General features: G+C 70.8%; 26 protein-coding genes and 1 tRNA gene. 18 read left to right on the top strand and 9 right to left on the bottom strand.

What is annotated here, in order from left to right:
• The first annotated feature begins 2 nt into the window (after window positions 1–2).
• The 3 genes from EV139_RS10640 (at window position 3) to EV139_RS10650 (ending at window position 2208) form a co-directional block, all read left to right on the top strand.
• A complete protein-coding gene (locus EV139_RS10640; RefSeq protein WP_130454307.1) occupies window positions 3–623 on the top strand; it encodes a mycothiol-dependent nitroreductase Rv2466c family protein in 621 nt (206 codons plus the stop codon).
• An 89-nt stretch (window positions 624–712) separates the two neighbouring features.
• Complete coding sequence (locus EV139_RS10645) at window positions 713–1207, top strand: ribose-5-phosphate isomerase (RefSeq protein ID WP_130454308.1); 495 nt, start codon at window positions 713–715, stop codon at window positions 1205–1207.
• A gap of 2 nt (window positions 1208–1209) precedes the next feature.
• A complete protein-coding gene (locus tag EV139_RS10650) occupies window positions 1210–2208 on the top strand; it encodes an Fpg/Nei family DNA glycosylase (RefSeq protein WP_130454309.1) in 999 nt (332 codons plus the stop codon).
• 144 nt (window positions 2209–2352) lie between these two features.
• Here EV139_RS10650 and EV139_RS10655 read toward each other — a convergent pair whose 3' ends face one another.
• Entirely contained in the window at window positions 2353–4467 is a 2115-nt protein-coding gene (locus tag EV139_RS10655) for a RecQ family ATP-dependent DNA helicase (RefSeq protein ID WP_130454310.1), read from the bottom strand.
• A 103-nt stretch (window positions 4468–4570) separates the two neighbouring features.
• On the opposite strand from EV139_RS10655, the gene EV139_RS10660 reads away from it, so the two are divergent.
• The gene (locus tag EV139_RS10660) at window positions 4571–5479 is read left to right on the top strand and encodes a helix-turn-helix domain-containing protein (RefSeq protein WP_130454311.1); all 909 of its coding nucleotides are present in this window, start codon (window positions 4571–4573) and stop codon (window positions 5477–5479) included.
• Between the two features lie 144 nt (window positions 5480–5623).
• Window positions 5624–6175: a dihydrofolate reductase family protein gene (locus tag EV139_RS10665; protein ID WP_130454312.1), complete on the top strand. Its 552-nt coding sequence runs from the start codon at window positions 5624–5626 to the stop codon at window positions 6173–6175.
• Between the two features lie 12 nt (window positions 6176–6187).
• Here the strand turns inward: EV139_RS10665 and EV139_RS10670 are convergent, their stop codons facing one another.
• Window positions 6188–6526 (bottom strand): hypothetical protein, encoded by a 339-nt coding sequence (locus EV139_RS10670; RefSeq protein WP_130454313.1) that lies wholly within the window; start codon window positions 6524–6526, stop codon window positions 6188–6190.
• Window positions 6527–6756: 230 nt separating this feature from the next.
• On the opposite strand from EV139_RS10670, the gene rplS reads away from it, so the two are divergent.
• From rplS to EV139_RS10705, 7 genes are all read left to right on the top strand, one after another.
• Entirely contained in the window at window positions 6757–7104 is a 348-nt protein-coding gene (rplS, locus tag EV139_RS10675; RefSeq protein WP_130454314.1) for a 50S ribosomal protein L19, read from the top strand.
• A 151-nt stretch (window positions 7105–7255) separates the two neighbouring features.
• Entirely contained in the window at window positions 7256–7972 is a 717-nt protein-coding gene (gene lepB / locus EV139_RS10680) for a signal peptidase I (RefSeq protein WP_130454315.1), read from the top strand.
• Window positions 7965–8720 carry a ribonuclease HII gene (locus EV139_RS10685; RefSeq protein WP_130454316.1) on the top strand — a complete coding sequence of 252 codons (756 nt, stop codon included), beginning with the start codon at window positions 7965–7967 and terminating at the stop codon, window positions 8718–8720. The genes lepB and EV139_RS10685 overlap by 8 nt, the downstream gene beginning before the upstream one ends.
• A 25-nt stretch (window positions 8721–8745) precedes the next feature.
• Window positions 8746–9570, top strand: coding sequence for a glutamate racemase (murI, locus tag EV139_RS10690; RefSeq protein WP_130454478.1), 825 nt, complete (start codon window positions 8746–8748; stop codon window positions 9568–9570).
• A gap of 96 nt (window positions 9571–9666) precedes the next feature.
• Window positions 9667–10407, top strand: a complete 741-nt coding sequence (gene rph, locus EV139_RS10695) for a ribonuclease PH (RefSeq protein WP_130454317.1) — start codon at window positions 9667–9669, stop codon at window positions 10405–10407.
• 2 nt (window positions 10408–10409) lie between these two features.
• On the top strand, window positions 10410–11015 hold the full coding sequence (gene rdgB / locus EV139_RS10700; RefSeq protein ID WP_198677539.1) for an RdgB/HAM1 family non-canonical purine NTP pyrophosphatase: 606 nt from the start codon (window positions 10410–10412) through the stop codon (window positions 11013–11015).
• A 122-nt stretch (window positions 11016–11137) separates the two neighbouring features.
• The gene (locus EV139_RS10705; RefSeq protein WP_130454319.1) at window positions 11138–14128 is read left to right on the top strand and encodes an aminotransferase; all 2991 of its coding nucleotides are present in this window, start codon (window positions 11138–11140) and stop codon (window positions 14126–14128) included.
• 144 nt (window positions 14129–14272) lie between these two features.
• On the opposite strand, the gene EV139_RS10710 is transcribed toward EV139_RS10705, so the two are convergent.
• The gene (locus tag EV139_RS10710; protein ID WP_237464344.1) at window positions 14273–15868 is read right to left on the bottom strand and encodes a carboxylesterase/lipase family protein; all 1596 of its coding nucleotides are present in this window, start codon (window positions 15866–15868) and stop codon (window positions 14273–14275) included.
• Between the two features lie 154 nt (window positions 15869–16022).
• Between EV139_RS10710 and EV139_RS10720 the strand changes: the two genes are divergently transcribed.
• Window positions 16023–17591, top strand: coding sequence for an HNH endonuclease signature motif containing protein (locus EV139_RS10720; RefSeq protein ID WP_130454322.1), 1569 nt, complete (start codon window positions 16023–16025; stop codon window positions 17589–17591).
• Here the strand turns inward: EV139_RS10720 and mgtE are convergent.
• The gene (mgtE, locus tag EV139_RS10725; RefSeq protein WP_130454323.1) at window positions 17563–18921 is read right to left on the bottom strand and encodes a magnesium transporter; all 1359 of its coding nucleotides are present in this window, start codon (window positions 18919–18921) and stop codon (window positions 17563–17565) included. The genes EV139_RS10720 and mgtE overlap by 29 nt on opposite strands.
• A gap of 336 nt (window positions 18922–19257) precedes the next feature.
• Between mgtE and EV139_RS16150 the strand changes: the two genes are divergently transcribed.
• From EV139_RS16150 to EV139_RS10740, 3 genes are all read left to right on the top strand, one after another.
• On the top strand, window positions 19258–20325 hold the full coding sequence (locus EV139_RS16150; protein WP_130454324.1) for a redoxin family protein: 1068 nt from the start codon (window positions 19258–19260) through the stop codon (window positions 20323–20325).
• Window positions 20322–20663, top strand: a complete 342-nt coding sequence (locus EV139_RS10735; RefSeq protein WP_130454325.1) for an antibiotic biosynthesis monooxygenase family protein — start codon at window positions 20322–20324, stop codon at window positions 20661–20663. Before EV139_RS16150 ends, EV139_RS10735 begins: the two co-directional genes overlap by 4 nt.
• A 96-nt stretch (window positions 20664–20759) precedes the next feature.
• The gene (locus EV139_RS10740; RefSeq protein WP_130454326.1) at window positions 20760–21698 is read left to right on the top strand and encodes an endonuclease/exonuclease/phosphatase family protein; all 939 of its coding nucleotides are present in this window, start codon (window positions 20760–20762) and stop codon (window positions 21696–21698) included.
• Window positions 21699–21733: 35 nt separating this feature from the next.
• Here the strand turns inward: EV139_RS10740 and EV139_RS15905 are convergent, their stop codons facing one another.
• From EV139_RS15905 to EV139_RS10750, 3 genes are all read right to left on the bottom strand, one after another.
• The gene (locus EV139_RS15905) at window positions 21734–21928 is read right to left on the bottom strand and encodes a nuclear transport factor 2-like protein (RefSeq protein WP_198677552.1); all 195 of its coding nucleotides are present in this window, start codon (window positions 21926–21928) and stop codon (window positions 21734–21736) included.
• Complete coding sequence (locus EV139_RS16310) at window positions 21882–22187, bottom strand: nuclear transport factor 2 family protein (protein ID WP_130454327.1); 306 nt, start codon at window positions 22185–22187, stop codon at window positions 21882–21884. Before EV139_RS16310 ends, EV139_RS15905 begins: the two co-directional genes overlap by 47 nt.
• A gap of 77 nt (window positions 22188–22264) precedes the next feature.
• Entirely contained in the window at window positions 22265–22993 is a 729-nt protein-coding gene (locus EV139_RS10750) for a TetR family transcriptional regulator (RefSeq protein WP_157993033.1), read from the bottom strand.
• A gap of 145 nt (window positions 22994–23138) precedes the next feature.
• On the opposite strand from EV139_RS10750, the gene EV139_RS10755 reads away from it, so the two are divergent.
• A complete protein-coding gene (locus tag EV139_RS10755; protein WP_130454329.1) occupies window positions 23139–24635 on the top strand; it encodes a DHA2 family efflux MFS transporter permease subunit in 1497 nt (498 codons plus the stop codon).
• Between the two features lie 58 nt (window positions 24636–24693).
• On the opposite strand, the gene EV139_RS10760 is transcribed toward EV139_RS10755, so the two are convergent.
• Both EV139_RS10760 and EV139_RS10765 read right to left on the bottom strand, forming a co-directional pair.
• A tRNA-Leu gene (locus tag EV139_RS10760) sits at window positions 24694–24778 on the bottom strand.
• 85 nt (window positions 24779–24863) lie between these two features.
• Entirely contained in the window at window positions 24864–25670 is an 807-nt protein-coding gene (locus tag EV139_RS10765) for a TIGR00645 family protein (protein ID WP_198677540.1), read from the bottom strand.
• Window positions 25671–25915: 245 nt separating this feature from the next.
• On the opposite strand from EV139_RS10765, the gene EV139_RS10770 reads away from it, so the two are divergent.
• Entirely contained in the window at window positions 25916–26962 is a 1047-nt protein-coding gene (locus EV139_RS10770; RefSeq protein WP_130454330.1) for a TerC family protein, read from the top strand.
• Window positions 26963–26975: the final 13 nt, after the last annotated feature.

Raw genomic sequence — 26975 nt, forward strand, 5'->3', positions numbered from 1 at the left:
AGATGAGTGTGACGCCCCCCGCAAATTCAGGTCCGCAGGTTGAATTCTGGTTTGACGCAGTGTGCCCGTGGTGCTGGATGACGAGCCGGTGGCTGCAGGAAGTCGCGATCGAGCGCGGTTTTTCAATCGTGTGGCATCCCGTCAGCCTGGAGATCCTGAACGAACACCGTGACACGGGCGACCACGCACCGAATTTCAGGATCGGCCTGCATCTGGGGCGCGTCATCGAGGCTGCGCGCCGCGCGCACGGCGATCAGGTCGTCGGCGGGCTGTACGCCGGCTTCGGCAAGCGCTTCCACCCGGAGGCCAGCCGCGACGAGGCCGCGATCATCGCCGAGACGCTCGCCGAGGTGGGGCTGCCCGCCACGCTTGCCGCCGCCGCGGCCGATGCGTCCCTCGACGCGACGCTGCGCGCGAACACCGATCACGCCCTTGAGATCGCCGGGCCCGACGTGGGGGTCCCCGTGATCTCCGTCGACGGCACCGCCTTCTTCGGCCCCGTGGTGACGCCGTCGCCCACGGGCGAGGCGGCGCTGCAGCTGTGGGACGGGATCTTCGCCGCTGCCAACGTCCCCGGCTTCTACGAGCTCAAGCGCGGCCGCACGGCCGGCCCGCAGTTCTAACGCGCTCGCGCCGCGCGCGGTCTGCTCGCGCCGCTGGTCGGTCGCGCCGCCGCACGCGGCCTGCCCGCGGCGCGGCTAAGATTGTGGCCATGCGCATTCACGTTGCTACTGACCACGCCGGACTCGAATTCAGCCAGCAGCTGCAGCAGCACCTGCGCTCGCTCGGACACGAGGTGATCGACCACGGGCCCGCTGAATACGACGCGCTCGACGACTACCCGTCGTTCTGCATCAACGCCGCGATCGGCGTCGCGACTGACGAGCGCGCGGGCGTCGAGGCGCTCGGCGTAGTCTTCGGCGGCTCGGGCAACGGCGAGCAGATGGCGGCAAATAAGGTCGCCGGGATCCGCGCGGCCCTCGTGTGGAACGAGTCGACGGCCACGCTCGCCCGTGAGCACAACAACGCGAACGTGATCTCGATTGGCGCGCGCCAGCACCCGGTCGAAGACGCGATCCGCTTCATCGAACTGTTCGTGGCCACGCCGTTCCCCGGCGATGAGCGCCACGTGCGCCGCATCGCACAGCTCGGCGAGTACGAGCGGACGGGGCAGATCGCCGGCAAGCACGTCGACCAGCTGAGCTAGCCGTGCCCGAGGGACACTCCGTACACCGCATCGCGCGGCAGTTTCGCGTCAATTTTGTGGGCACTGCGCCCGAGGTGACCAGCCCCCAGGGGCGGTTCGCGCAGGGCGCCGCCGTGCTCTCCGGGCGGGAGATGGTGGACGCCCGCGCGGTGGGCAAGCAGATGTTCCTCGAGTTCGCCGGTGACCAGTGGCTGCGGGTGCACCTCGGCATCTACGGGGCGTGGGACTTCGCGGGCGAGGTACGGGTGGACCCGTCAATCCAGATCCACGGGCAGACGCCGGGACACTCGAAGCTCGGCCAGACCGGGGAGAACTCGGGCCCGGGCGGCGCGGTCGATCGTGAGGGCGAGGACTCGGTCACGTCGATCGGCGCGCCCCGGCGCTCGCGGGTGCGTATGGCCGAGTCTGACCGCGAGGTGGCCGATGCCGGACACTTCCCGCCAGACCCAGTGGGCCAGGTGCGCGTGCGCCTGCTCACCGACACCGTGTGCGCCGACCTGCGCGGGCCGACCGCGTGTGAGGTGCTCACGCCGGCCGAGGTCGACGCCGTGGTGCAGCGCCTGGGCCCGGACCCCGCCAACGCGAACACGCCCGCGGAGCGGGCGCGCTTCGTTGAGCGCGCGGGCAAGAAAAAGACGCCGATCGGCCTCGTGCTCATGGATCAGTCGGTCGTGGCGGGAATCGGCAACGTCTACCGCGCCGAGATGCTCTTCCGCGCCGGTCTCAACCCGCACACGCCCGCGAACACCCTCGACCGCACCGTGCTCGAGGCGCTGTGGGACGACTGGGCGGAGCTGCTCGAGACCGGCATCACGGTGGGCCAGATGATCACGATCGATGGGCTGAGTGGCGCGGAGTATCAGCGCGCCCTCGAGGAGCGCGACGAGCGGCACTGGGTCTACAAGCTCGAGGGCACGCCGTGCAAGCGCTGCGGCGCGAACATCGTGCTTGAGGAGTTCGGCGCGCGCAAGCTGTACTGGTGCCCGGGCTGCCAGACCTGAGCGCGCGGACCCAGCGCCCCGGCTGACCGGGGTGCGGCGTGCCGCGGCGAGCGTGCCGAGCGTGCCGCGCCGGCCGCGCCTAGCCGGCCGCGCCGGCCGCGCCGAGCCGACACATCTGAGCCGACCGGGTCGACCGCGCCGCGCCTAGCCGACCGAGGCAAGCGCGAACGGCAGCACCGCCGGCGCCCCCGCCCGGCGCAGCTCGCGTGCGGCGACCGTGAGCGACCAGCGGCTGTCGACGAGGTCGTCGACAAGCAGGAGTGGGCCGGGCGCCTGCGACACGGTCGCGGCGAGCTCCGGGCCCACACTCCAGCGCCCCCACACGGAGGCGAGGCGAAACGCGCTGTTGCCGCCCGGTCCCGTGGCCGGCCGCGACTCATCAAGGTCGAGGGTGCCGAGGAACGGCAGTTTTCCTCGCTCGGCAATCGCGGCGGCCGTGCTGCCAATGAGGCGGGGCCGGCTCAGTGACGGCATCGCGACGATCCCGACGGGCCGTGCCTCCCACGGCCAATCGCGAAGCGTGGCGATCACGGCTCCGAGGAGCGCGTCTGGAAGCTCGCGGTCGGCGGCGCCCGCCGCGAAGAGTTCTCGGAGCTGGCCGCCCCAGCCGAGGTCGGTGAGTCGGGCGACCACGCGGCCGGTCTCCGCGCGCTCCTCCACCGCGATCCTGCCGCGGACGGGGACCCCGCGCCGATCGGCGCCGGTGGGCCACTGCCCCCGCGGCTCGATCGGCACGCCCGCGCGTTCGAGCCGGGTCGACGCCTGCTCCGCCGCCGCGCCGCTCACCTCGCTCGGGTACCAGGGCCCCGCGCACACGTCGCAGCGCCCGCAGGGCGCGGCGGTCGGGTCGTCGAGCTCGCGCTGCAGCAGCTCCATGCGGCACACCGCCCCGCGCTCGTACTCGAGCATCGCGGCCTGCTCTGCCTCGCGCGCCGCAGCGATCCGGCGGTACCGCTCGGCGTCGTACTCCCAGTGGGCGCCCGTGGCCACCCAGCCGCCGGCGACCCGGTGTACCGCACCGTCGACGTCGAGCACCTTGAGGAGGAGATCGAGCTGCGTGCGGCGCAGATCAACGCGTGCCTCGAGCGCCGGAGTGGACAGCGGCGCCGAGTCCGGCGCGCCGAGCTCCGCGATTACGGCCGCGGCGCGCACCGGATCCGGCATCGAGGCGGTGGCGAAGTAGCGCCAGATCGCCGCGTCCTCGGCCCCGGGGAGCAGCAGCACGTCGGCGTGGGCGGTGCCGCGCCCGGCGCGGCCCACCTGCTGGTAGTACGCCACGGGGGAGGAGGGTGCCCCGAGGTGGACCACGAAGCCGAGATCCGGCTTGTCGAAGCCCATGCCGAGCGCGCTCGTGGCGATGAGCGCCTTCACCTCGTTGCGCTTGAGCGCACCCTCGAGGCGCTCCCGCTCCTCGGGGTCGGTGCGGCCCGTGTACGCCGCCACCTCGTAGCCGGCGTCGCGCAGCAGCACCGCGGTGTCCTCCGCCGCCGAGACGGTGAGCGCATAGACGATCCCGCTGCCCTGCAGCCCGCCAAGGTGCGCGACGAGCCAGGCGAGTCGCGCCTGCGCCGACGGCAGCGTCAGCGAGCCGAGCCGCAGCGAGTCGCGCGCGAGCGTGCCCCGGAGCGTGAGCACGTCGCTGCCGAGCTGCTCCGCGACGTCCGCGACCACGCGGGCGTTTGCGGTGGCCGTGGTGGCGAGCACCGGGATGTGCCGGTCGAGGCCCGCGAGCAGCGCCGCGATGCGACGGTAGTCGGGCCGGAAATCGTGGCCCCAGTCGGAAATGCAGTGCGCTTCGTCGATCACCATCAGCCCCATGCGCGCGAGGATGCCGGGCAGCTGCTGTTCGCGGAAGCGGGGGTTGTTCAGGCGCTCGGGCGACACGAGCAGCACGTCGATCTCGTCGCGGGCGAGTCTGCCCTCGATCTCGCCCCATTCCTCGGCGGTGGCCGAGTTGATCGCGGCGGCGCGCACGCCGGCGCGCTCCGCCGCGGAGACCTGATCCCGCATGAGGGCCAGCAACGGGGAGACCAGCAGGGTGGGGCCGGCGCCACGCGCACGGAGCAGCGCGGTCGCTACGAAGTAGACCGCCGACTTGCCCCAGCCCGTGCGCTGTACCACCAGTGCGCGACGGCCCTCGTCGACGAGCGCGCTGATCGCCTCGAACTGGCCGGGGTGAAACTCGGCCGTGGGGGCGCCGGTGAGCTGTCGCAGCACATCGAGTGCCCGGTCCCGGGTTGACTGCTCGTGAATCGCCATGCACCGATCATTGCAGTAACGACCGACACTGCGGGGCTGCGCCCCGCAGCGATTCAGCAATACCGGTCATGCGCGCGCGGCAGAATCGGAGCAGACTTGACCCATGCCGCATTCCCAGCCCGACCGTCTGCGCGAGCTCCTCGACGCGGTGCTCGACGAGCGCCACCGCACGCTCGACGAGATGGCGGGCGCCGCGCACACCACGCGGTTCAACTTCGCCCGCACGGTGTCCGAGCGCGCGGGCGAACCGCCCGTCGCCATGCGCCGCCGCGTGATGCTCGAGCGCGCCGCGTGGCAGTTGCGCGGTGGCGCGAGCGTGGTCGACGCCGGGATCGCGGCCGGGTACGACTCAGCCGAGGGCTTCAGCCGGGCATACGCGCGGGCGTTCGGGCACCCGCCCAGTGCTCCCGCGGCCGGGCACTGGTTGCCGAGCGCGAACGGCATTCACTTCCATCCGCCCACCTCACTCTGGGTGCACGAACAGGAGACTCCCGTGAATCCGCTTGTTGAACAGCTCGTTCGCCACGACCTGGACGACACCGCCGCGCTCATTTCAGCCGCGGCGGCGCTTGATCCGGCGGTCACCACGCTGGGGGTGCGGCCGGGACAGACCGTGCTGGACTTCACTGGCGAGGAGGCGAGCATCGCCGCCGTGCTCACCCAGCTTGTCCACTCGAAGCGCGTGTGGCTCGCGGCCTTCGACGGGGAGCGGGCACCCGCGACCTCCGATGCTCCCAGTCTCGCCGCCCTCGGGGAGCTTCATGCGGGGGTGGCCGGGCGCTGGCTCGCGTTCGTGCGCGATATCGACGCGCGGCGGGCCTGGGACGACCGGCTCGTCGACGCGCTCTGCGAGCCGCCCGAGAGCTTCGTGGTGAGCGGGGTCGTGGCGCACGTGCTCACCTACGCCGCGCACCGCCGCGAGCTCGCGCGAAGCATGCTCGCGGCGCACGGCGTCGCCCGCGACGCCGGCGACCCGATCCTCTGGCTGCGCCGCGAGCGCGGCGAGGCGTAACCGCGTCCGGCACTGCGTGACCGCGCACCGCGCACCGCGCACCGCGCACCGCGCTCGCCGCCGCCCGCACCGCGCTCCCGGAGCCCCCGAGCTTCCCACCCGACCCCCTATACCTTCGATCCGCACCCAACCGAGGAGCCCAGCATGTCGCGTGTCACCTACTTTGTCGCCGCCACCATCGACGGATTCATTGCCGATCCAGACGACTCGCTCGCCTGGCTCTTGCGCCAGGACATCGCAGACGACGGCCCGAACGCCTACGGCCCGTTCATCGCGGGGGTTGGCGCCCTGGTGATGGGATCGACCACCTACGAGTGGTTGCTTCGTGAGGGTCCCTGGCCCTACGAGATCCCGAGCTGGGTGATGACGAGCCGCGAGCTCGCCGCCCCCACCGACACCGCGTCGGGTGCCCCCGCGGACGTGCGGTTCTCAAGCGACCCGATCCCGCAGGTGCACGCGGCGATGCGCGACGCCGCGGGCGAGCAGGACCTCTGGGTGGTGGGCGGGGGCGATCTCGCCGGCCAGTTCGCCGACGCCGGATTGCTCGACGAGATACTGCTCTCGATCGCCCCGGTAACACTCGGTGGTGGCAGGCAGGTGCTTCCCCGGCGGCTCGACCTCGAACTCGTGGAACACGGCCGCAACGGGGCATTCTTGACCGCGCGCTACCTGGTGCGCGGCCCGCTGGCCGACTAAGCGGCTATTCGGCTAGCCGAAGATCGCCGCGAACAGCGCCAGCCCGAGGACTGGACTCACCGCGAAGACCACCAGCGTGATCGTGGCGACCACGGCGCCCGTTGCGAGCGCGATGCCCGCGGCGGTCCCGCCGATGCCGAGCGCCCACGCCACGCTCTTCTCGCCTCGGCTCATCGGGGCGACCGCTCGGGGCTCGGGAAGCGGAGCGTTGAACTCCGATACGTTGAACTCCGATGCGCTGAACTCCGGTGCGCTGAACCCCGGTGCGCCGGGATCCGGCTGGGCTGGGGTGTCTCGCGCCTCACGGGTCGAGGCGGGGTGCACGTCCGTGGTGTCTCGCCGCTCATCCATGCTGCAAGCCTAGCCCCGGCAGCTCAGCGTGGCCGGTGAACATTCTCAGCGCTGCATCTTTTCTCCCAGACGCGCGCAGCAGCGCATTCGGTGCTCGGACTGTGGCATAATGGTTCCTTGTGCCACGGTGCGGCACTGCCGCAAGGGTCCGCACACACCGTGAGCCAAACACCTCACTACTTTTTTATCATCCGCGTTCCGACTTGCGGCGGCCGCAGAGAGAGATCATCATGCAGAAGCTCGACCACGTCGATGCCGCGTCGCTCAAGAGCGACATTCCCGATTTCCGCGCCGGCGACACCGTCAAGGTGCACGTCAACATCGTCGAGGGCAACCGCTCGCGTGTTCAGGTGTTCCAGGGCGTTGTGATCGCCCGCCACGGCGAGGGCGTCCGCGAGACCTTCACGGTCCGCAAGATCAGCTTCCAGGTGGGCGTTGAGCGTAAGTTCCCCGTGCACACCCCCGCGATCGAAAAGATCGAGGTGGTCACCCGCGGTGACGTGCGTCGCGCGAAGCTCTACTACCTCCGCGCCCTCACCGGCAAGAAGGCGAAGATCAAGGAGAAGCGCGACGCGTAAGTTTCGCACTGATCTGCGGGCGCTGGTTTCGACACGCCTGTGACATTTTCAGGCTCCCACCCCTCCGGGTGTGGGAGCCTGAAGTGTCTTACCTAGGAATATTCGAGGGATGCCGCACACACGCGAGTTCCTCACACACGAAGGAGCGCACATGAGCGACGCTGAGACCGAGACTGGCGGCCGCACGCGCCGGGGCGGACTGGTCGGCTTCCTGCGCGATCTGCTCGTCATCCTCGTCGTCGCCTTCCTCGTGTCGTTCCTGCTGAAAACCTTCCTCGTGCGGAGCTTCTACATCCCATCCCAGTCGATGGAGCAGACGCTGCAGATCAACGACCGGATCCTCGTGAACCAGCTGGTTCCGGATCTCGTTGACGTGCAGCGCGGCGACGTGGTGGTGTTTAAGGATCCGGGCGGGTGGCTGTACCCGCGGGGCGACACGCCGCCGACCGGCTTCGAGAAGGTGCTGCAGGCGGTGGGCCTCGCGGCCGACACGAGCAACGACTACGTGGTGAAGCGCGTGATCGGCATCGGCGGCGACCGCGTGCAGTGCTGCGACGCCGAGGGGCGCGTCATGGTGAACGGGGTGCCGCTCGACGAACCGTACATCGTGATCCCGCCGGGGGAGACCCGCGCGTCCGGCATCGACTTTGACGTGACCGTGCCCGAGGACTCCGTCTGGGTGATGGGCGACAATCGGTACCAGAGCAAGGACTCGCGGTACAACCAGGATCAGCCGGGCAAGGGCTTCGTTCCCGACTCGGAGATCGTGGGGCGCGCGTTCGTGCTGAATTGGCCGCTCAACCGCATCACCTGGCTGGGCACGCCCGAGGGGACCTTCACCGGGGTGGATCAGGCCCGCAGTGAGTAGCGAGCTCGACCCCGCTGCCGCGGCGCCTGCCGAGAACCCGGCTGCACCGTCGGATCCGGCTGCGCCGTCGGATCCGGCTGCGTCGTCGGCCCCTGCGCCGTCGAAAGACCCGACGCTCGAGGCCGAGGCTGCCTACTTCGCCGCCGGCGCCGAGCTCGTGATCGGCGTCGATGAGGTGGGCCGCGGTGCGATCGCGGGTCCGGTCGCCGTGGGCGCGTACGCGGTGTATGCCGGGACCACCGAATTTCCGAGCGGCCTGCGCGACTCGAAGCTGCTGAGCGAGAAGCGGCGCGACGCGCTGTACCCGCTCGTGCGCGAGTGGGGGCGGGGCGCCGTGGGCTTCGCAAGCGCCGAGGAGATAGACGCGCGCGGGATCACCGCCATGCTGGGCGCCGCCGCGCGCCGCGCGCTGCTCGCCCTCCACGAGACCGGCGTACCCGTGGATCGCGCCGTGATCATTCTCGACGGCTCCCACGACTGGCTGTCGCCCGTGCTCAAGCAGCCGCTCGACGTGCGCACCCGCGTCGGCGCGGACCGCGCGTGCGCGAGCGTCGCCGCGGCCTCCGTGCTCGCGAAGGTGGAGCGCGACGTGCTGATGCGCGACGCGCACGAGGAGCACCCCGAGTACGGGTGGGCCTCGAACAAGGGCTACGGGGCGAAGGCGCACTACGCGGGCATCGCGGCCGCCGGCCTCACCGAGCTGCACCGCACCACCTGGGTGAAGCTGCCGCGCGACCCCCTCGGGTAAGCTGGATCAGGTGACCACTCACGAGATGTTCCCCGAAGCTCCTATCGGGGTGTTTGACTCTGGAGTCGGCGGCCTCACTGTGGCGCGCGCGATCCGGGACCAGCTCCCCAACGAGTCGATGATCTACGTGGGCGACACGGCGCGCACGCCCTACGGTCCGCGGCCGATCGCCGAGGTGCGGCGCTTCGCACTCGAGATTCTCGATGACCTCGTGGCGCAGGGCGTCAAGATGCTCGTGATCGCCTGCAACACCGCGTCTGCCGCGGTGCTGCGCGACGCGCGCGAGCGCTACGACGTCCCCGTGGTTGAGGTCATCGCCCCGACCGTGCGCAGCGCGGCGTCGATCACCCGCAACGGCCGGGTCGGCCTCATCGGGACGCAGGGAACGATCCAGTCACGCGTGTACAACGACTTCTTCGCAATGCGGCCGGAGATCACGCTCACCGCCGCCGCGTGCCCGCGATTTGTCGAGCTGGTCGAGGCCGGCGAGACGAGCGGCCCTGAGGTGCATCGGGTGGCCGAAGAGTATCTTGCACCCCTGGTCGCCGAGGGGATCGACACGCTCGTGCTCGGGTGCACCCACTATCCATTCCTGCGCGGCGCACTGCGCGGTGTGGTGGGCCCCGACGTGGCCCTTGTGTCGAGCGACATCGAGACGGCGAACGTGGTGTTCCAGACGCTCACCGAACTCGGGCTGTTGCGTCCCAGCAGCGCCGGCGACCCGGTGCTGCGCTACGAGGCGACCGGCGCCGACACCGCCGCGTTCGTCGAACTCGCCCAACGAATGCTCGGCATCGGTATCGACACCGTTGCGCGCGTCCAGACCGGCGCGATCCAGCTTCCACACTGAGTCCTGTGCCGCGCGTACCGTCGCGGCTACGCTGGAGTGGAGCGGGTCCGATCCGGCAACTTCACTCCCTCCCTGCACTGAGAAAGGCCCACGCACATGAGCGAATACACCAGAGTTGACGGCCGCACCCCGGCGCAGATGCGCCCCGTGACGATCGAGCGTGGCTGGAGCGCGCAGGCCGAGGGGAGCGCCCTCATCTCGTTTGGCAGCACGAAGGTGCTGTGCACCGCATCGTTCACCCCCGGCGTGCCTCGCTGGCTCAAGGGGAACGGCACGGGCTGGGTCACGGCAGAGTACTCGATGCTGCCCCGCTCCACGAACGAGCGCATGCAGCGCGAGTCGGTGCGCGGCAAGATCGGCGGCCGCACGCACGAGATCTCGCGCCTGATCGGCCGCAGCCTGCGCGCGATCATCGACACGAAGGCGCTGGGTGAGAACACGATCGTGATCGATTGCGACGTGCTGCAAGCGGACGGCGGCACCCGCACCGCGTCGATCACGGGGGCGTATGTTGCGCTCGCCGAGGCGATCGAGTGGGCGCGCGCGAACGGGCACATCGCGAAGAACGCGCAGCCGCTCACCGATAGCGTCGCCGCGGTGTCCGTGGGGATCGTGGGCGAGGTCGCGATGAGCGACCTCGCGTACGTCGAGGATTCGCGCGCCGGCACCGACATGAACGTCGTGGTCACCGGCGCCGGCGACTTCGTCGAGGTGCAGGGCACCGCCGAGGGCGTGCCGTTTACCCGCGCCGAACTCAACACGCTCCTCGACCTGGCCGTCGCCAGCGCGGGGGAGCTCACCGAACTGCAGCGCAGCGTGCTCGCGGAGGGACAGTAATCATGAGTCAGACAGTGGTGCTCGCGTCGCACAACGCGCACAAGCTCGAGGAGCTGCGCCGTATTCTCGCGCCGCTCGTCCCCGACATCGAGCTCATCGGCTACGACGGGCCCGAGCCCGTTGAGACCGGGACGAGCTTCGAGGAGAACGCGCTGCTGAAGGCGCGCGCCGCGGCCGAGCACACGGGACTCCCCGCGATCGCCGACGACTCCGGCATCGCCGTCGACGTCCTGGGCGGCTGCCCCGGCATCTTCTCGGCGCGCTGGGGCGGGCCCGAGCGCAGCGACACCGGCAACGTCGACCTGCTGCTCTGGCAGCTCAGCGACATCGCCGACGAGCACCGGGCCGCGGGCTTCGTGTGCGCCGCAGCGCTCGTGATCCCCGAAGCGGACGACGTCCCGGGCGTTGAGATCTGCGAGCTCGGTGTGTGGAAGGGCAGCGTGCTCCGCGAGCCCGTGGGCGACGGCGGCTTCGGATACGACCCGGTGTTCCAGCCGGAGGGCAGCTGCCGCTCGGCCGCGGAGATGACCGCTGCGGAGAAGGATCAGCACTCGCACCGCACCCGGGCGTTCACCGCGCTCGCCGAGGAGCTGCGCACCCGGCTGTAGCCCTCACTCAAAGACGCCGGCTTGTGTGGCCCCTGCGCCCGAGCCCGAGTACCCCGCACGCGCGACGCTGGTACCCAACACACGCATCACCTCACTTCGACACCAGAGATGGAGATCTCACGATGACGGAAGAGCAGATGGGCGGGTTGGTCCGCCCCGATGTTTCAGTGACTGACGCTGCGGCGATCGCGCGGGAGTGTTACGGGATCACGGCGGTAGCGACCGAGCTCGGGAGCAATCAGGACCGCAACTTTGTACTGACCGAGCCGGACGGGTCCCGCAGCGTGCTGCGGGTCGACAACCCGGTGTTCACCGACGCGGCACGGGATGCCCAGCACGCGGCGCTCGAGGCGTACCGTGCGGCCGGCGTGCCGGTGCCCTCGGTGCTGCCCGGGCTCGACGGTGCGGCGACGCAGCGCTGGGGCGGATTTGCGGTGCGCCGCAGCGAGTTCGCGCCGGGGGCGCCGATGGTGGATCTCGGCTACTTCGCGCCCGTGGTGCTCGAGGAGTTCGGCGCACTCGCCGCGGCCTCGGTGCGCGCGCTCGCACACCTCACCCACCCGGGGCTCGCGTCCGAGCACATGTGGGTGATGAGCGTGGCCTACGAGCAGACCGTGGCGCTCGCGCCGGCGATCACCGACGATGAGCTGCGCGCTCGCGTGCTCGTGGCCGCAGAGCAGGCTCAGGCAGCGCTCGCGGAGGTCGCCGAAGCGCTGCCCACGCAGGCGATCCACGGCGATCTCACCGACGACAACGTGACCGGCCTCCCGGGCGACGATGCGCGCGTGCACCCGCACACGGTGCTCGATCTGGGCGACCTCGCCTACGGGTGGCGCGTCTCCGAACTCGCCGTGACCGCGTCATCGATGCTCCACCACGAGCAGGATCGGCCACTCCGTCTGCTCGATCTCGTCGCGGCGTTCAACCGGGACGCACCGCTCTCCGTCGCGGAGGCGCGTGCTGTCTGGCCGCTCATCGTGCTCCGCGCCACCGTGCTCGTTGCGAGCGGGTGGCGGCAGCTGCAGATCGACGGCGACAACGAGTACGCGCGAGAGCGCGTTGCGGGCGAGCAGGCGATCTTCGAGGCCGCCACGCTGATCCCCCTCGCCGAGGCAACCGAGCAGGTGCTCGCCCGGCTCGGCTTCCACGGCGTCCCCGCCGGGGCGGGGCTCCGGCTGCTGGCCGTTCCGGGAGCGGGCACCGAGCGCTCCGACGCCGAGCCGCTGCGCGCCGTGCTGCCCGGGCTCGCCGGCCCGGTTGCCGTGCTCGACGCGGGGATCGAGTCAGAGGTCCTCGACGCGGGCAAGTGGCGGGCGGCCGACGCCGAGGCGGCACTCGTCGCGAACGCCCTCGCCGAGGGGGCTGCTGCCGCGGTGTTCCCATACGGCGTCTTCCGGCTCACGCGCACCGCCGTCGACGCGGCCGCCGCCGCCGCGACCTGGCCCGTCGACACCGAGGTGTGGCTGCCAGCCGGTGAGGCTGCGGCCGTGGTCACCCCGCTCGCCGGGCAGCTGGCGTCCGTCGGTACTGACCACATCCGGATCGAGACGGCGGACGGGTGGACGCTCGTGCTGCACGGCGTGGCGCCGAGCATGCAGGTGGGCACGCAGCTGAGCGCCGGCGACAGCGTCGGTGCGGTCGCCGCGAGCGCGCACCCGCGCGCGCTGGCAATCGGCCTGCGCCGCCCGGGCGCGAGCGAGCCGGACGCCGGTGCGCCGATCGGGGCGGCCTTCGTGACGCCCGAGCGCGTGCCAGCCTGGGCGCGATTCAGCCACGACCCCGCGGACCTGCTCGCCCTTCCCGCGCTCGCCCAGCGTGACGAGGCCGCCGACGAGCTTGAGCGCCGCACGCGGATCTTCGCGAGCGCGCAGGAGCGCTACTACGAGCGCCCCATGCAGATCGAGCGCGGCTGGCGGCACCACCTGATCGACACGACCGGTCGCGCCTACGTTGACGTGGTCAACAACGTCACCGGGCTGGGGCACGGCCACCCCGGGGTGGCAGACGCGATGAACCGCCAGAGCCGGATCCTGAACACGAACTCGCGATTCCTGTTCCGCGAGCTCGCCGAATACAGCGAACGCCTGCTCGCGCTGCTCCCGGCCGACTCCGAGCTGGACACCGTGCTGCTGGTGAACAGCGGCTCGGAGGCCGTCGACCTCGCGCTGCGCCTGGCGCAGGCCGCCACCGGGCGGCGCACCGTCGTGTCGCTGCGCGAGGCCTACCACGGCTGGACCATGGCGTCGGACGCGGTGACCACGAGCGCATACGACAACCCGTACGCGCTTGAGAACCGCCCGGACTGGGTGCACGTCGCCGATGTCCCGAACCGGTTCCGCGGCACACACCGCGGCGAGGACAGCGGCGCGCGCTACGCGGCAGATCTCGGGGCGGACCTTGAACGGCTTGCCGCGGATGGACGCGATGTCGCCGGGTTTATCTGCGAGTCGGTGCTCGGCAACGCCGGCGGCGTGATGTTGCCAGACGGCTACCTCGCCGACGCGTATCAGCGCGTGCGCGACGCGGGCGGGCTCTGCATCGCGGACGAGGTCCAGGTGGGCTTCGGACGGATGGGCTCGACGTTCTGGGGCTTTGAGCAGTCGGGCGTGCGCCCGGACATCATCGCGATCGCGAAGCCCATGGGCAACGGCTTCCCGCTCGGCGGCGTCATCACGTCGAAGCGGGTCGCCGACGCGCTCGCGTCGCAGGGCCAGTTCTTCTCCTCGGCCGGCGGCAACCCGCTGAGCTGTCGGGTAGGGCTCGCCGTGCTCGACGCGATGGCCGAGGACGGCCTGCAGGAGAACGCGCGCGTGGTCGGCGGCCGCCTCGCCGACGGCTTCCGCGAGCTGGGTGCGCGGCACGAGATCATCGGCCCGGTGCACGGCGAGGGACTCTACCTCGGTGTCGAGCTCGTGCGGGATCGTGAGACGATGGAGCCCGCAAAGGAGGAGGCGGCCGCGATCTGCGAGCGCCTGAAGGAGCTCGGCGTGATCGTGCTGACCACCTCGGAGCGTTCAAACGTGCTGAAGGTGAAGCCGCCGCTCTGCCTCACTGCCGAGAGTGCCGACTTCGTGGTCGCGGCGCTCGATCGGGTGCTCACCGAGGGCTGGTAGCGGCGGGCGGCTCGCGGCCGGCCCGCTGCCGCGTGAGCGGTCTGCGCCGGCGGCCTGCGACGCGGGCGGGATTCGATCCGGATCCCGCCCGGCGTCCTGCCGCGTCCCGCCGGCCTCCCGCTCGCGGCCGTTCCCCCGTCGCCCCTATGCGGCGTCGGGGAGGGTGGCGAGCGCGGCCGCGCGGGGGAGCGGCACCGTTTCAGAACGCGTGTCGAAGCGGCGCACCGACTCCGCCTCGGTGAAGGGGGCCCAGCCCGGATCACCGGTGTGCACAAAGCTCACCCAGCTGCGGTGCATCTCGTCCGCGAGGGGCTGCGGGGCCGCGTCCCCGGCGAGACGCAGCGACTCGCTCGTGTGGAGGCCGTCGAAGACGAACGCGATCTCGAGCGCGTGCGCGGCGCGCAGATCCCGCACGGGGCTCTGCCACGCGAACTCGTAGACGAACGTGGGCGCCGAGCGCGCCCGCGCTGCCGCGACGAGATCCCGCCGCAGCAGCAGGTCGGTGACGATCTGCCCGAGCACCTCGGCCGGCGCCGCACCGGGCCAGGCTGCTCGGTACGCGGCGGCGGCCCGGCCCGACACCCGCAGGGCAGCGCGGGCGAGCGCGCGCTTGATCGGTCCGAGCCCGGCGAGCACGGTTGGTGAGAACCAGAGCCGATACTCGTCCGTGTTACTGCCGATGAGCACCGGCACCCGGGCCGCGGCGAGTGCGCGCTGCGGCGGGTCGGGGAGTATCCCGGGGTCGAGCGCCAGCGCATAGCCTGGTGCGCCGCCGAGCGGCGAACTCCCGGTAGCCTGTGCGGCGCGCGCGTCGAGGAGACGCTCGGGGGAGGCCGCGGCAAACGCGTCCCGCGTGGCCTCGATCCCGAGCCGCCGCGCGAGCGCGCGAGTGATTCGCCCGGCGCGTTCTGCGGAGCCGACAGCGAGCGGGCCGCTCTGCACGATCGCGCCAGCGATGAGCGGCGCGCTCCCGGGTGCGCTCAGCAGTGCCGCCGCGATCGCGCCGCCGGCCGATTCGCCCATCACGGTGATGCGCTCGGGATCACCGCCGAACGCGCTGATGTTCTCGTGCACCCACGCGAGGCCCGCCGCCGCGTCTCGCAGGCCGAGGTTGCGCGGCGCATCGGGCAGCACGGAGAAGCCCTCCGCGCCAAGCCGGTAGCCGACCGAGACAAACACGATCCCGTCCTTGGCGAACGTGGTGCCGTCGTAGCCGGGGAGCGCTGGCGTGCCGCGCTCAAGCGCGCCGCCGTGGAACCAGACCAGCACGGGGAGGGTCTGGGCGGTGCCGGGCTGCGCGGTCGGGGTCCACACGTTGACCGTGAGGATGTCTTCGCCCGGGATCGCCGCGCTCTCGAGCAGCTCGCCCAACTCGCCGGCGTATGGGCGCTGCGGCGCCGTCGGGCCGAACGCTGTGGCGTCGCGGATCCCGTCCCAGGCCGGAACGGGCGCCGGGGCGCGGAAGCGCAGCTCGCCGAACGGCGGGGCGGCGTAGGGGACCCCGAGGAAGCGGCGGATCCCGGCGGTCTCGGTGCCGCGGATCGCACCGCCCGCCACGGTGGCGGTGGGGCTTGCGCCTGCTGCGCCTGCTGCGCTTGCTGCGCTTGCTGCGCCTGCTGCGCTTGCTGCGCCTGCTGCGCCTGCTGCGCCTGCTGCGTTGGGGGCGGCTCCCGCGGCTCCCGCTGCGTTTTGGGCGGTCGGGCCGGGCTGGGCCGCGGGGCTGGCTGGTTCGACGGGCATGCTCCGATTCTGGTGCGGATCCGCGGCAGCGGTCAAGGGATCCGCTGATCAGCCAGGTGAACGCACGCGAGCTGCCGGCGCGCCGCCGGAATGTTCGGATCCGGCGCCAGGCCCGCGAACCACGAATGTCCGAGGTCCATGAGTAAATAGCAACATGGCTTCCACCGACGGAAACATCAGCGCGGCACTCGCCCGCCTCGACGGGGCGGTGGCGGGGGTCCGCGCGCAGCGGCGGCTCCGCGGGCGCGCCGACGCCGAGCTACTGGAGCTGTTCGCCGAGGCCCTCGACGCGACCGTCGGTGCAGCCCCGGGACCAGAGAGCCAGCTCGCGTTCCGTGCGCTGCGGCTGGAGATGGCGCTGGCCGCCGGCCTCGGGGAGCAGGCCACCGAGCGGCTCCTCGACACCGCCTGGTCGGTCACGGCGCAGTACCGGGCCACGCTCCACACGCTGCGCAGTGGCGAGGTGCTGCTCGAGCACGTCCACGTCATAGTCGCGTCCGGCAGCGTGCTCGTTACGGGTCGCCCCGACGAGGCCCGGCGGCGCGCGGCGTACGAACGCGAGGTGCTCGAATACGCGCGCGAGGAGACCGCGAATCGCCTGCGACCCATCGCGCGGCGCCTCGCGGCAGAGCACGCGGAAGCGACACTCGACGAGCGTCACGCGGAGGCGCGGCGCCAGCGCAGCGTTCGCGTGGTCGACGCAGACCGCGGCATGGCAGACCTCATCGCCCACCTCCCCGCGGAGGAGGCCTACGCGATCAGAGACCGACTCAACCGGATCGCACTCGACACTGCGAACGCCGAGGCGGCGGGGGCTGTGGGGGCGGCGAGCGCCGAGGCGAAGGGGACTGCGGAGGCGGCGAACGCTGAGGCGGCGGGGGCTGCGGCGCCCGCGGTTGCCGCGCGCCGCAGTCGAGACGAGATTCGGGCCGACGCGCTCTGCGACCTGCTCCTCGAACGGCCGGGAGCGACCGCCGCGATAGGGGATCGCGTTCGGGCGCAGATCCAGGTGGTGGTCCCGGGCGAGATGCTGGGGCTCGGCGCGCGCCTCGCCGATCGCGCGGGCCCGGGGACGCTGCCCGTTGGCCCATGGCCCGCCCGCACCACCGCGAGCACCGGCCCCGCCGTGCCCGTGAGCGGCCCTGCCGTGGTCACACGCGGCACCGCCGTGGCCGAGCTGATCGGCTACGGTCCGATCACTGCCGGCGCGGCCAGGGCGCTCGCGGCATCCGCCGAAGTCTGGGAGCTTATCGCTGCATCCGAGGCGGGCGACGTGCTCGCGGTCGACCGCTACCGGCCCACGCCGCAGATGCGCCGGGTGCTCGCCGCACGCGACCTGCACTGCCGGGCGCCGGGGTGTCGTACGCCCGCGCGGCGTTGCGACATCGACCACACGGTGGCCGCGGCCGAGGGCGGCGCCACGCGCACCGACAATCTCGCGCACCTGTGCCGTGCGCATCACGTGCTCAAACACCAGTCTGCGTGGCGCGTCACACAGGAGGGCCACGGGGTGCTGCGGTGGACCAGCCCGGGCGGGCGAAGCTACGTGGACAAGCCGCCCAGCCGGGTGCGGTTCCGGCGCAGTCGAGAGCCCGTGGCGCCGCCGGGCCGCGCCTCGGGAGGCACCCCCGGCCGCGCCCCCGCCGAGCGGACGACGGTCCCGTCGGCAGAGCGCGCGCCCGAGGCCGCCCGGGTCACAGCCCGAGAACGGAGCGTGCGATGAGGAAGTAGATGATGAGGCCGGACGCGTCAACGAACGTGGAGATGAACGGGTTCGAGAACACCGCCGGATCCACCTTCACCGCGCGCGCGATCAGGGGCATGCAGCCGCCCACCGCAGCAGCGAGCGTGCACACGCACAGCAGCGTGAGCCCGATCACGAGCCCGATCTGCGGCGAGTACGCGATCGCCGCGATCGTGAAGCCCAGCGTGCCGAGCAACAGCCCGAGCATGCCGCCGGTGCGCAGCTCCCGGGTGAGTACGCGCGCAAAGTCGCGCGCCGTCACATCGCCGAGCGCGAGCGCGCGGGTCACGGTGGTGGCCGCCTGGTTGCCGGTGTTCCCGCCCGTCCCGATCAGCAGTGGAACGAACAGCGCGAGCACGGTCACCTCCGCGATCGTCGCCTCGAAGACCGAGAGCACCTGCACGGTGAGTGTCGCGCCGACCGCGAGCACGAGCAACCAGATCACTCGCGAGCGCACGAGCGCGCCGATGGGCGTGGACAGGTAGGGGCGTCGCAGCGGCTCCGTGCCGCCCTGCCGGGCCACGTCCTCGCTCTCCTCGTTCTCGAGGATGCGGATCGCGTCGTCAATCGTGAGCATCCCGACGAGGCGATGCTCACGGTCCACGATCGGCATGGCGAGCAGCGCAAGGTCGGCGCAGCGCCGCGCCGCGAGCTCCGCGTCGTCCTGGGCGGTGGCCGTGTGCGCCTCACTCATCAGCTCGGAGATCAGGGTGTCGTCGGCCGCACTGAGCAGCTCGCGCAGGCTCACCACGCCCACCACGTGCCGGGAGTCGTCGAGCACGGGGATCGTGTAGATGGTTTCCGCGTCGGCAAGCCGCTCACGCACACGAACCATCGACTCGCGCACGGTGAAGCTCGCCCGCGTCGACACATACTCCAGCGACATCCGGCGACCGATGCTGCCCTGCGGGTAGCCGAGCAGCGCTGAGGTGAGCACCCGCTCTTGCTCGGGCAGGCCGCGGAGCAGCCGGGTCGCGAGCGCGGCGGGGACCTCGTCGAGCAGCCAGAGGCGGTCGTCGTGATCGAGATCGGCGAACAGCTGGGCGGTCTCGGCGTCCTGCAGTCCGTGCAGCAGGTCGCTCTGGAGCGGGGGATCGAGCAGCTCGAACACCTCCGCCGCGCGATCCTTGGGGAGGAGGCGATACATCACCGCGCTCTGTTTCCGGCTCAGCCGCTCGAACACCGGAATCAGCGCCGTCGCGGACACCGTGCTGATCGCGCGTGTGAGGGCGCCGAGATCACGCGCGGCAAATAGCTGCGTGATCGTAGTGGTCAGCTCGTCAGTGGTCTGGGGCTCTGAAATGCTCATGGCGTCGCTCCTTGCGGCTGCGCACCGACCGGCTGGCGGCGCACGAAGGGTGGGTTGGACGCACGACCGATCGCGCGCCCAATTCGGGGTGCCGGACGCCGCGAGAAGCGTTAGCTCGCGCTACAGGAGGGGCTGGACGCCACGGGATCCGGCTGTCGACTACAACTGTCACTGGGCACGCGCTCACCTCCACAAGCTTGTATATTGCGAACAGGGCCGCACTGGCCCGCCCGAACCTTATCAGTGGCGGGGCATTCCCGCCAGCCGGGCGTCGATTCGCTGGGCTTGACTCTGCCCCCGGGGGCAGGGTTTAGCGTTGAGCCGAGGAGGTGCACCATGCGCATCGGAGAACTGGCCTTGCAGGCCGGAGTGACGGTCAAAGCCGTCAGGTATTACGAGGACATCGGCCTCGTCGCGCCCGAGCGGGCGAGCAACGGGTACCGGGAGTACACGGCGCAGGATCTGCGCACGGTGCGCGAGGTGCGGGAGCTCCACGGGCTCGGGATCGCCCCCAGCCGCGCCGCCCCGTTCGTGGAGTGCCTTGACACTGGGCACGAGCACGGTGACGAGTGCGTCAGCTCACTGGCCGTGTACCGCGACGCCATCGCGGAGCTCGACCGCGCGCTCGCGGAGCTTGGCGCGCGCAGGGAAGCGCTGCAGCGGCGCCTCGACGCGGCCGCCGGGCGCGGTTTTTCCAGGGTTCCGGAAGGCGACTCAGCCCGGGATCCGGAAGCCAGCTCCTCCCAGACGTCGCCCACCGGCGATACCCCGGCGCCGCCCGCCGGCGATACCCCGGTGCCGCCCGCCGGCGATACCCCGGTGCCGCCCGCCGATTTCACTCAGCTGCCCGCGGGGCTCCCGGTGCCCGAAGATGACGGGGCGGCAGCGCACCTGCCCGGGATGCCGGTCCCGCCGCTCGTGCTGGGCAGCGCGCGAGGAGAACTCGTGGACCTTGCCGCGCTGGGCTCGGGTCGCACGATCATCTACCTGTACCCGCTCACCGGCACGCCAGGGGTTGACCTCCCCGAGGGGTGGGACGCCATCCCCGGGGCCCGCGGGTGCTCCACGGAGGCCTGCGACTTCAGAGACCACTTCACCGAGCTCCGCGAGGCGGGGGCGGCGCGCGTGTACGGCTTCTCGAGCCAGAGCCCCGAGTACCAGGCCGAGGTGGTCGATCGGCTCGGCCTCCCGTTCACCATGCTCTCGGACCCCGGGCTCGCACTGGCAGACGCGCTCGACCTTCCCACCTTCGCCGCCCCGGGGCACGACCGCCTGTACGCGCGCCTCACCCTCGTGATTCGCGACGGTGTGATCGAGCACGCCTTCTACCCGATCTTTCCGCCAAACGCCCACGCGCAGCAGGTACTCGCGTGGCTTACCGCACACCCGGAGAACCCCGCATGAAATACAGCTCAACGTTCATCTTCGAGACCGGCGACCTCAGCACCGAGTTCCACAGGCTCAACGACGAGATCGCCGAGCGCGCCCGCCGGATCCCCGGATTCCTCGGAGAGGAGTCGTGGCACAACGCCGAGACCGGCCTCCACTCGGAGGTCTACTACTGGGAATCGTACGAAGCGCTCACGCAGCTCGTCGGAATGGACACGCACGGGGTGGCGAAGCTGCGTTCGGGCGAGTGGCTCGGGCGGTACCGAGTGGTGATCGCCGAGGTGCGCAGCGAATACGGAGAATTGGGGTTGGGGATCGAGCACGCACCGCCGGGCAGCTCACCCGCTCGCTAGCGAGGGGACCCCGCACGGTGCAATCTCAGCCCGGGGTCAGGAACCAGCGCTGGCCCGTTGCTAGCATCGGTGACTTCGCCTAGGGGAGGAGCCACTGTGGTTCGCAGAAACGGGAGACGGCGCCGCGTCGGTGTGGTGATTGCCGCGCTCGCCGCCGTGCTGATCGCCGCGATGGCAGCCCCCCAGCGGTTCCCAGATGTGTGGGGCCTTGCCCTGCCGTTCGAGGCGATTCTGCCCTGGCTCGGCGTCCCCGTGGCGCTGCTGCTCATCGCGGCGCTCGCCCGGCGCGCCTGGCTCGGGATCCTGGTGACCCTCGCCGCCGTCGCCGTGTGGTCGTTCGTCTTCGTGCCGCGCATCATGCCGCTCGACCCGCCCGCAGCCTCCGCGGATGTCGCATCGGTGTCGGTGCTCAGCCAAAACCTGCAGGGCGCCGCTGGCGACGCGGTCGCCGCGGCGGAGGCGGCCGCGGAGCGCGCACCAGACCTGCTCGCGCTGCAGGAGATCGACGCGGACTCGCGGGATCAGGTCGACGCGACGCTTGCCGCGGCATACCCGTTCACGGCCCGCGCCAGCACGGTCGGACTGTGGAGCGCGTACGAGATCATCGAGGCCGAGCCGCTCGATCTGGGGCTCGGGTGGAAGCGCGCGCTCCGCGCGGTCGTCGCGACGCCCGGGGGAGACACCACGGTCTACGTGGTGCACGCCGCCTCGGCCCGGCTCCAGGGACACGAGCAGCGCGACCAGATGCTCGCCGAACTCACCGAGCTGATTCGCGCGGACGGGAGCCCGCGCATCATTGCGCTCGGCGATTTCAATGCGGGCTCGGATGACCGCTCGTTTACGCCGCTCAGCGAGGTACTGGTCGAGCCGCGGCAGACCGCAGGTGGCTTCGGCTTCACGTGGCCGGCCGCGTTCCCGGTCGTGCGACTCGATCACGTGCTCGAGCGCGGCTTCGACCCGCGGGACGTGGCGACGGTCCGCATCGGCGAGAGCGATCACCTCGCGATCACCGCGGAGCTGAGCCCCACGCCGTAGGGCGGTGACCCGGCCGGCTTTTCGGCCGGACCCATCTAGTCCTCGATGGGCGGCGCGATCGCCTCGGGGCGGCCGGCTGCGGCGACGACGAGGAGCGCGCGCTGGAGGTTCTGCAAATCTTCGAGCGTCTCGATGGCGGTCACTCTGCCCCAGCGCAGCTTCATGCGCTGCATCACGCGGTTCTCATAGCGGTGGCCGTCCGGGAGTACGCTGGTGGTGTCGCCGACCACGACCACCCGGGTGCGCCAGGGGGGGACCGTTCACGAGGATGTCTTCGATCGTGCACCGCGCTCCGGGGAGCAGTCTGAACCTGCGTGCCCACCACCGTTGCACGGTGCGCGGCTGGGTGCGACACCCGGACAGCGCGTGCTCGCCGTGCACCCGGGCTTCAAACCTGGGCGCAAGCGTGCGGAGCATGTGGCTGACGTCGCCGGCGTTGAGCCGAGCGACCACCGCTCGGATCCTCGTGCGAATGATGCGCTGGTACATCGGGTCTCCCTGTGCGCGTGGCCTGTGCGGTAGTGGATCAGCCCCCAGACCAGTGTGCACGCTCGAAACCGAAATGCCTATTCGGCGAGGGACGAAGCGGCTGGGTGGAGGCCGGTGAGCCGGAGGAACTCGGCGAGCTCCGCTGCGGCGGCCGCGGCGGCCGCCGCCCGGCCCTCAAGCGCGGTGGAGAGAATGCTGCCGTCGATCACTGAGGCGACGAGTCTCGGCGGCACGGCGGCGTACCCGCACTGCGCGAGGAGCCGCTTCAGCTGCGCCTCCGCAGCGATGCGCATCTGTTCGAGCAGCGCGGCCAAGCGCTGGCTCTCGCGCGAGCAGTCAACGATGATCCAGATGGTGCCCGCGACCGCCACGTCGTCGAGCTCCGACCCGCAGTAGATGCCGAGCGCGCGGCGTGCCACCGTCTCGGGTCCCGGGCGTTCACCGGGGACGGCGGGGTTCTCAAGCAGGCGCTCGGCCGTCGCGACGCGCGCCGCTTCCATATCGGCGAGACACGCGGCGAGCAGATCCTCCCGCGTCTTGAAGTAGTAGCGCACGGCGCCGGGCGATGAGTCGCTCTCCTCGGCCACTCGGCGGTGCGTCACTGCTGCCGTGCCACCCCGCTTGAGGAGCCGCGAGGCCGCCGCGAGCAGCTGGGCGCGGCGGGCGATTGCACGCGCCTGCTCGGGCGTTGCCTGAGTCGCGGGCAGGGGCGTTTTCGGCGTTGCGAGCGGGGCTGATGCCGGTGTCCCGGGTGTGGGTGCGGTGTTCGCAGCCTCTGGGCCGCCGGGTGTGATCGATGCCGCCATGGTGTGACCCCCTCCGTCCCCGGGCGTAGAACTAAAACAATGCGCGTGCATCACTTTACAGGTAAGATTCTCTGGTCGGCGTTCGCTGCGCCACCCAGCCACCCCAGGAAACGGGGCCCTACCAGCCCAAAGGTTGACCCGCTGTATGTCAGTTTCATCTCCCGATACCTCGCCCGCCGCACTCGATACCGACCAGGGCACGATCCCGGGCCCTGTCAAAACGGTGCTGGCGGTGCTTGTCACCACCGCGTTCGTCATGATGCTCAACGAGACCACCGTGGCGGTGGCGCTTCCCGCGATCATGGCCGACTATTCGATCTCCGCCACGACCGCCCAGTGGCTCCTCACTGGGTTCCTGCTCACCATGGCCGTCGTGCTCCCCGCGACCGGGTGGGTGCTTGAACGCTTCACCACCAGGTCGGTGTTCATCTTCGCCACGGTGACGTTCCTCGCCGGGACGGTCGCGGCGGCCATCTCGCCGGCGTTCGTGGTGATGCTGCTTGCCCGCGTGGCGCAGGCGGTCGGCACCGCGATCATCATGCCGCTGCTCATGACCGTCACGATGACGCTCGTTCCGCCCGCCCGCCGGGGCACCGTGATGGGGCTCATCGCCGTTGTGATGGCGGCCGGTCCGGCACTCGGGCCCACGGTTGCGGGGCTGGTGCTCAGCTTCGTGAGCTGGCACGGGATCTTCTGGGTCATGGTGCCGCTCGTGGCCGTCGCCACGCTGATTGGCGCGTTCAAACTGACGAACATCGGTGAGCGCCGCGCCGGCCCGTTCGACCTGCTCTCGATGGTGCTCTCGGTCTTCGCGTTCGGTGGCCTCGTGTACGGGCTCAGCTCGATCGGCGAGATCCTCGGCGGGGGAGCGGACGCGGGGATCGCCGCGGCCATCCTCGGCGTCGGTGTGGTCGGACTCGGGCTCTTCGTGTGGCGCCAGATCGTGCGCGGCCGCAACGGGCGCGCGCTCCTCGACCTGCGTCCGCTCGGCGTGCGCAACTTCACGCTCTCCCTCGTGGTACTCATGGCCCTCATGGCGGCGCTGCTCGGCGTGATGAACACGCTGCCGCTGTACCTGCAGGGATCGTTGATCGTCAGCGCCCTCGTCACCGGGCTGGCGCTCCTGCCCGGTGGACTGCTCGAAGCAGTGCTGTCACCGATTGCCGGGCGCCTCTTCGACCGCGTAGGGCCGCGCCCGCTGATCATCCCCGGCATGGCGCTCGTCATGGGCAGCCTCTTCTGGTTGTCGACCATCGACGAGCGCACGAGCGTGTGGCTCGTGGTTGCCGTCCACGTCGTCTTCTCGGTGGGGCTCGCGGCGCTGTTCACCCCCGTGATGACCACGGCGCTCGGCTCGCTGCCCGCGAACCTGTACAGCCACGGATCCGCCATCATGAACACGATGCAGCAGCTCGCGGGCGCCGCGGGAACCGCGACCATGATCGCGATCTACAGCGGCGTGAGCGCGGACGCCATGGGCGCCGGGGTCCCGGAAACCGCGGCCCTTGCGGACGGGGCGGGCGCGGCGTTCTTCGCGTCGGCGATCGTCGCGGTCGTGGCGCTCGGCTTCTCGCTGTTCGTCACCCGCGTGCCCGTTGACGCGCCGCGCACCGTGGTGCCGGCTGCCACGCAGGCCGAGTAGCTCGCGCGCGGCGCGGCAGCGCCCCGGCCGGGAGTTTCCTCCTGTGCCGGGGCGCTCGTGGTGCGCGAGGGGGGACTTGAACCCCCACGTCCGAAGACACTGGAACCTAAATCCAGCGCGTCTGCCAATTCCGCCACTCGCGCGCGGTGCCGCGTGCGGCACCGGTCTAGCTTAGCGGGCCGGGCGGGGTGGCCGCGTGCCGGCGGACCCGCGGCCGGGCCCGAGCGGCTAGCGCTGCTCCGCGATCACCTCGGCGCCCTCGGGGAGCGCCGAGCCGGCGGGTAGCCGCACGGTCACGAAGCCCTCGCCGGCGGTGGGAGCTGCCGGGGCGGTGACTGCAGCCGCGGGAACGGCCGCTGCCGGCGCTGCGGCCGAGGTGTCGCCCATCAGTTCGGCCTCAAGCGCGCCGGCGGTGACCTCGTCGCGCTGCACCGCGGGGTGGTGCTGCGACATCTTGTCGATGACGGCCAGGGCGATCGCGGACACGATGAATGCGAGGTGGATTACGACCTCCCACATCACGCCCTCGGAGGAGTAGATCACCTGATCGTTCGCGCCCCGCACCACGCCGTCGTCCATGCGGCCCACCTCGATGAAGGTCTTGAGGAGGTGGATCGAGGAGATCGAGATGATCGAGACGGCGAGCTTCACCTTGAGCAGGTTCGTGTTGACGTGCGAGAGCCACTCGGGCTCGTCGTGGTGTCCCTCGACGCGGATCTTCGAGACGAACGTCTCGTAGCCGCCGATGATCACCATGATGAGGAGGTTCGCAATCATGACGATGTCGATGAGCGCGAGCACGCTCAGCATCACGTCGGTCTCCGTGATGTGCCCCGAGACGATCACGTTCTCCACGAGGTGCCAGAGCTCGACGAAGAAGAGCACCACGTACACCGCCTGCGCGATGATGAGGCCGAGGTAGAGCGGGGCCTGCAGCCAGCGGCTTGCAAAGATGAACGCGGCGAGCGTGCGCGACGCCGGTCCCGGACCGCGCTCTGAGCTGCGCTGGATTGCCGACGTCGAACGATCGCTCACGTGTGTTCTCCCGAGGATTCACTTGAAAGGGAGTCACATGCTATCGCAGGCGCAGCGCCCCGCACCTGAGCGTGGGTATACTGATGGCTTGCGAAGGGGAGTATTCCGCCTCGCCAGCCTCGTCAATACGCTCCGCGCAGATCGCGGGGCCGGTGCTGGCGCGATGCAGCCGCGAGGCAGCGTCGGGAAGAGACTTTCGGCCTTACGCGCACCCACCGCGCCTTCCGAAGGAGAAGTCCCTCACCGTGACACCTGTCTTGCCGCTCTGGTTCGAAATCGGATCAATGGTCGTCCTCGTGGCGATCCTGGTCATCGACCTGCTGCTCATCATCAAGCGCCCCCACGTCCCCTCGATGCGCGAGGCGAGCCTCTGGGTCGGCTTCTACGTGCTGCTCGCGCTCGTGTTCGCCGGCGCGATCTTCCTGCTCGGAGACGTGCAGCACGGCACCGAGTTCCTCGCGGGCTGGCTCACCGAGTACAGCCTTTCGATCGATAACCTGTTCGTGTTCGTGCTGATCCTCGCCGCGTTCAAGGTACCCAGCGCCTATCAGCAGCGCGCGCTCATGATCGGCATCGTGCTCGCGCTCGTCTTCCGAGGCATCTTCATCCTTGTGGGCGCCGCGATCATCGAGAAGTTCATCGCGATCTTCTTCCTGTTCGGCGCTTGGCTGATCTGGACGGCCTGGCAGCAGGTCAAGCCCGGTGGGCACGGCGAGCAGGGCGAGAGCTGGCTGATTCGCCAGGTGAAGAAGGTCATGCCCTTCAGCGACGAGTACGACGGCGGCAAGCTCCGCACCACGGTCGATGGGAAGCGGATGTTCACGCCGTTCCTGCTCGTACTCATCTCGCTGGGCGCCACCGACCTGCTGTTCGCGCTCGACTCGATCCCCGCGATCTTCGGCATCACGCAGAGCCCGTTCATCGTCTTCACAGCGAACGTGTTCGCGCTGATGGGCCTGCGCCAGCTCTACTTCCTGCTGGGCGGACTGCTCGATCGCCTCCCGTACCTCAAGTACGGGATCGCCGCGATCCTCGCGTTCATCGGCGTGAAGCTGATCCTCCACGCGCTGCACGAGAACGAGCTGCCGTTCATCAACGGCGGGGAGCACGTGCCGGTGCCCGAGATCAGCACGGGAATGTCCCTCGGGTTCATCGTGCTCGCGATGGGCGTGGCGACGATCGCCAGCGTGGTCAAGGCGAAGCGCGACGCGAAGGCGCACGGCGAGCGCCTGCACCTCGGCGCCGCCGAGATCAAGTCAGCCGAGACGAATACCGACGACACAGCGTCGTAGTCAACACCCCGGC

Source organism: Leucobacter luti (genome assembly GCF_004217175.1).
GTDB classification, from domain to species: domain Bacteria; phylum Actinomycetota; class Actinomycetes; order Actinomycetales; family Microbacteriaceae; genus Leucobacter; species Leucobacter luti.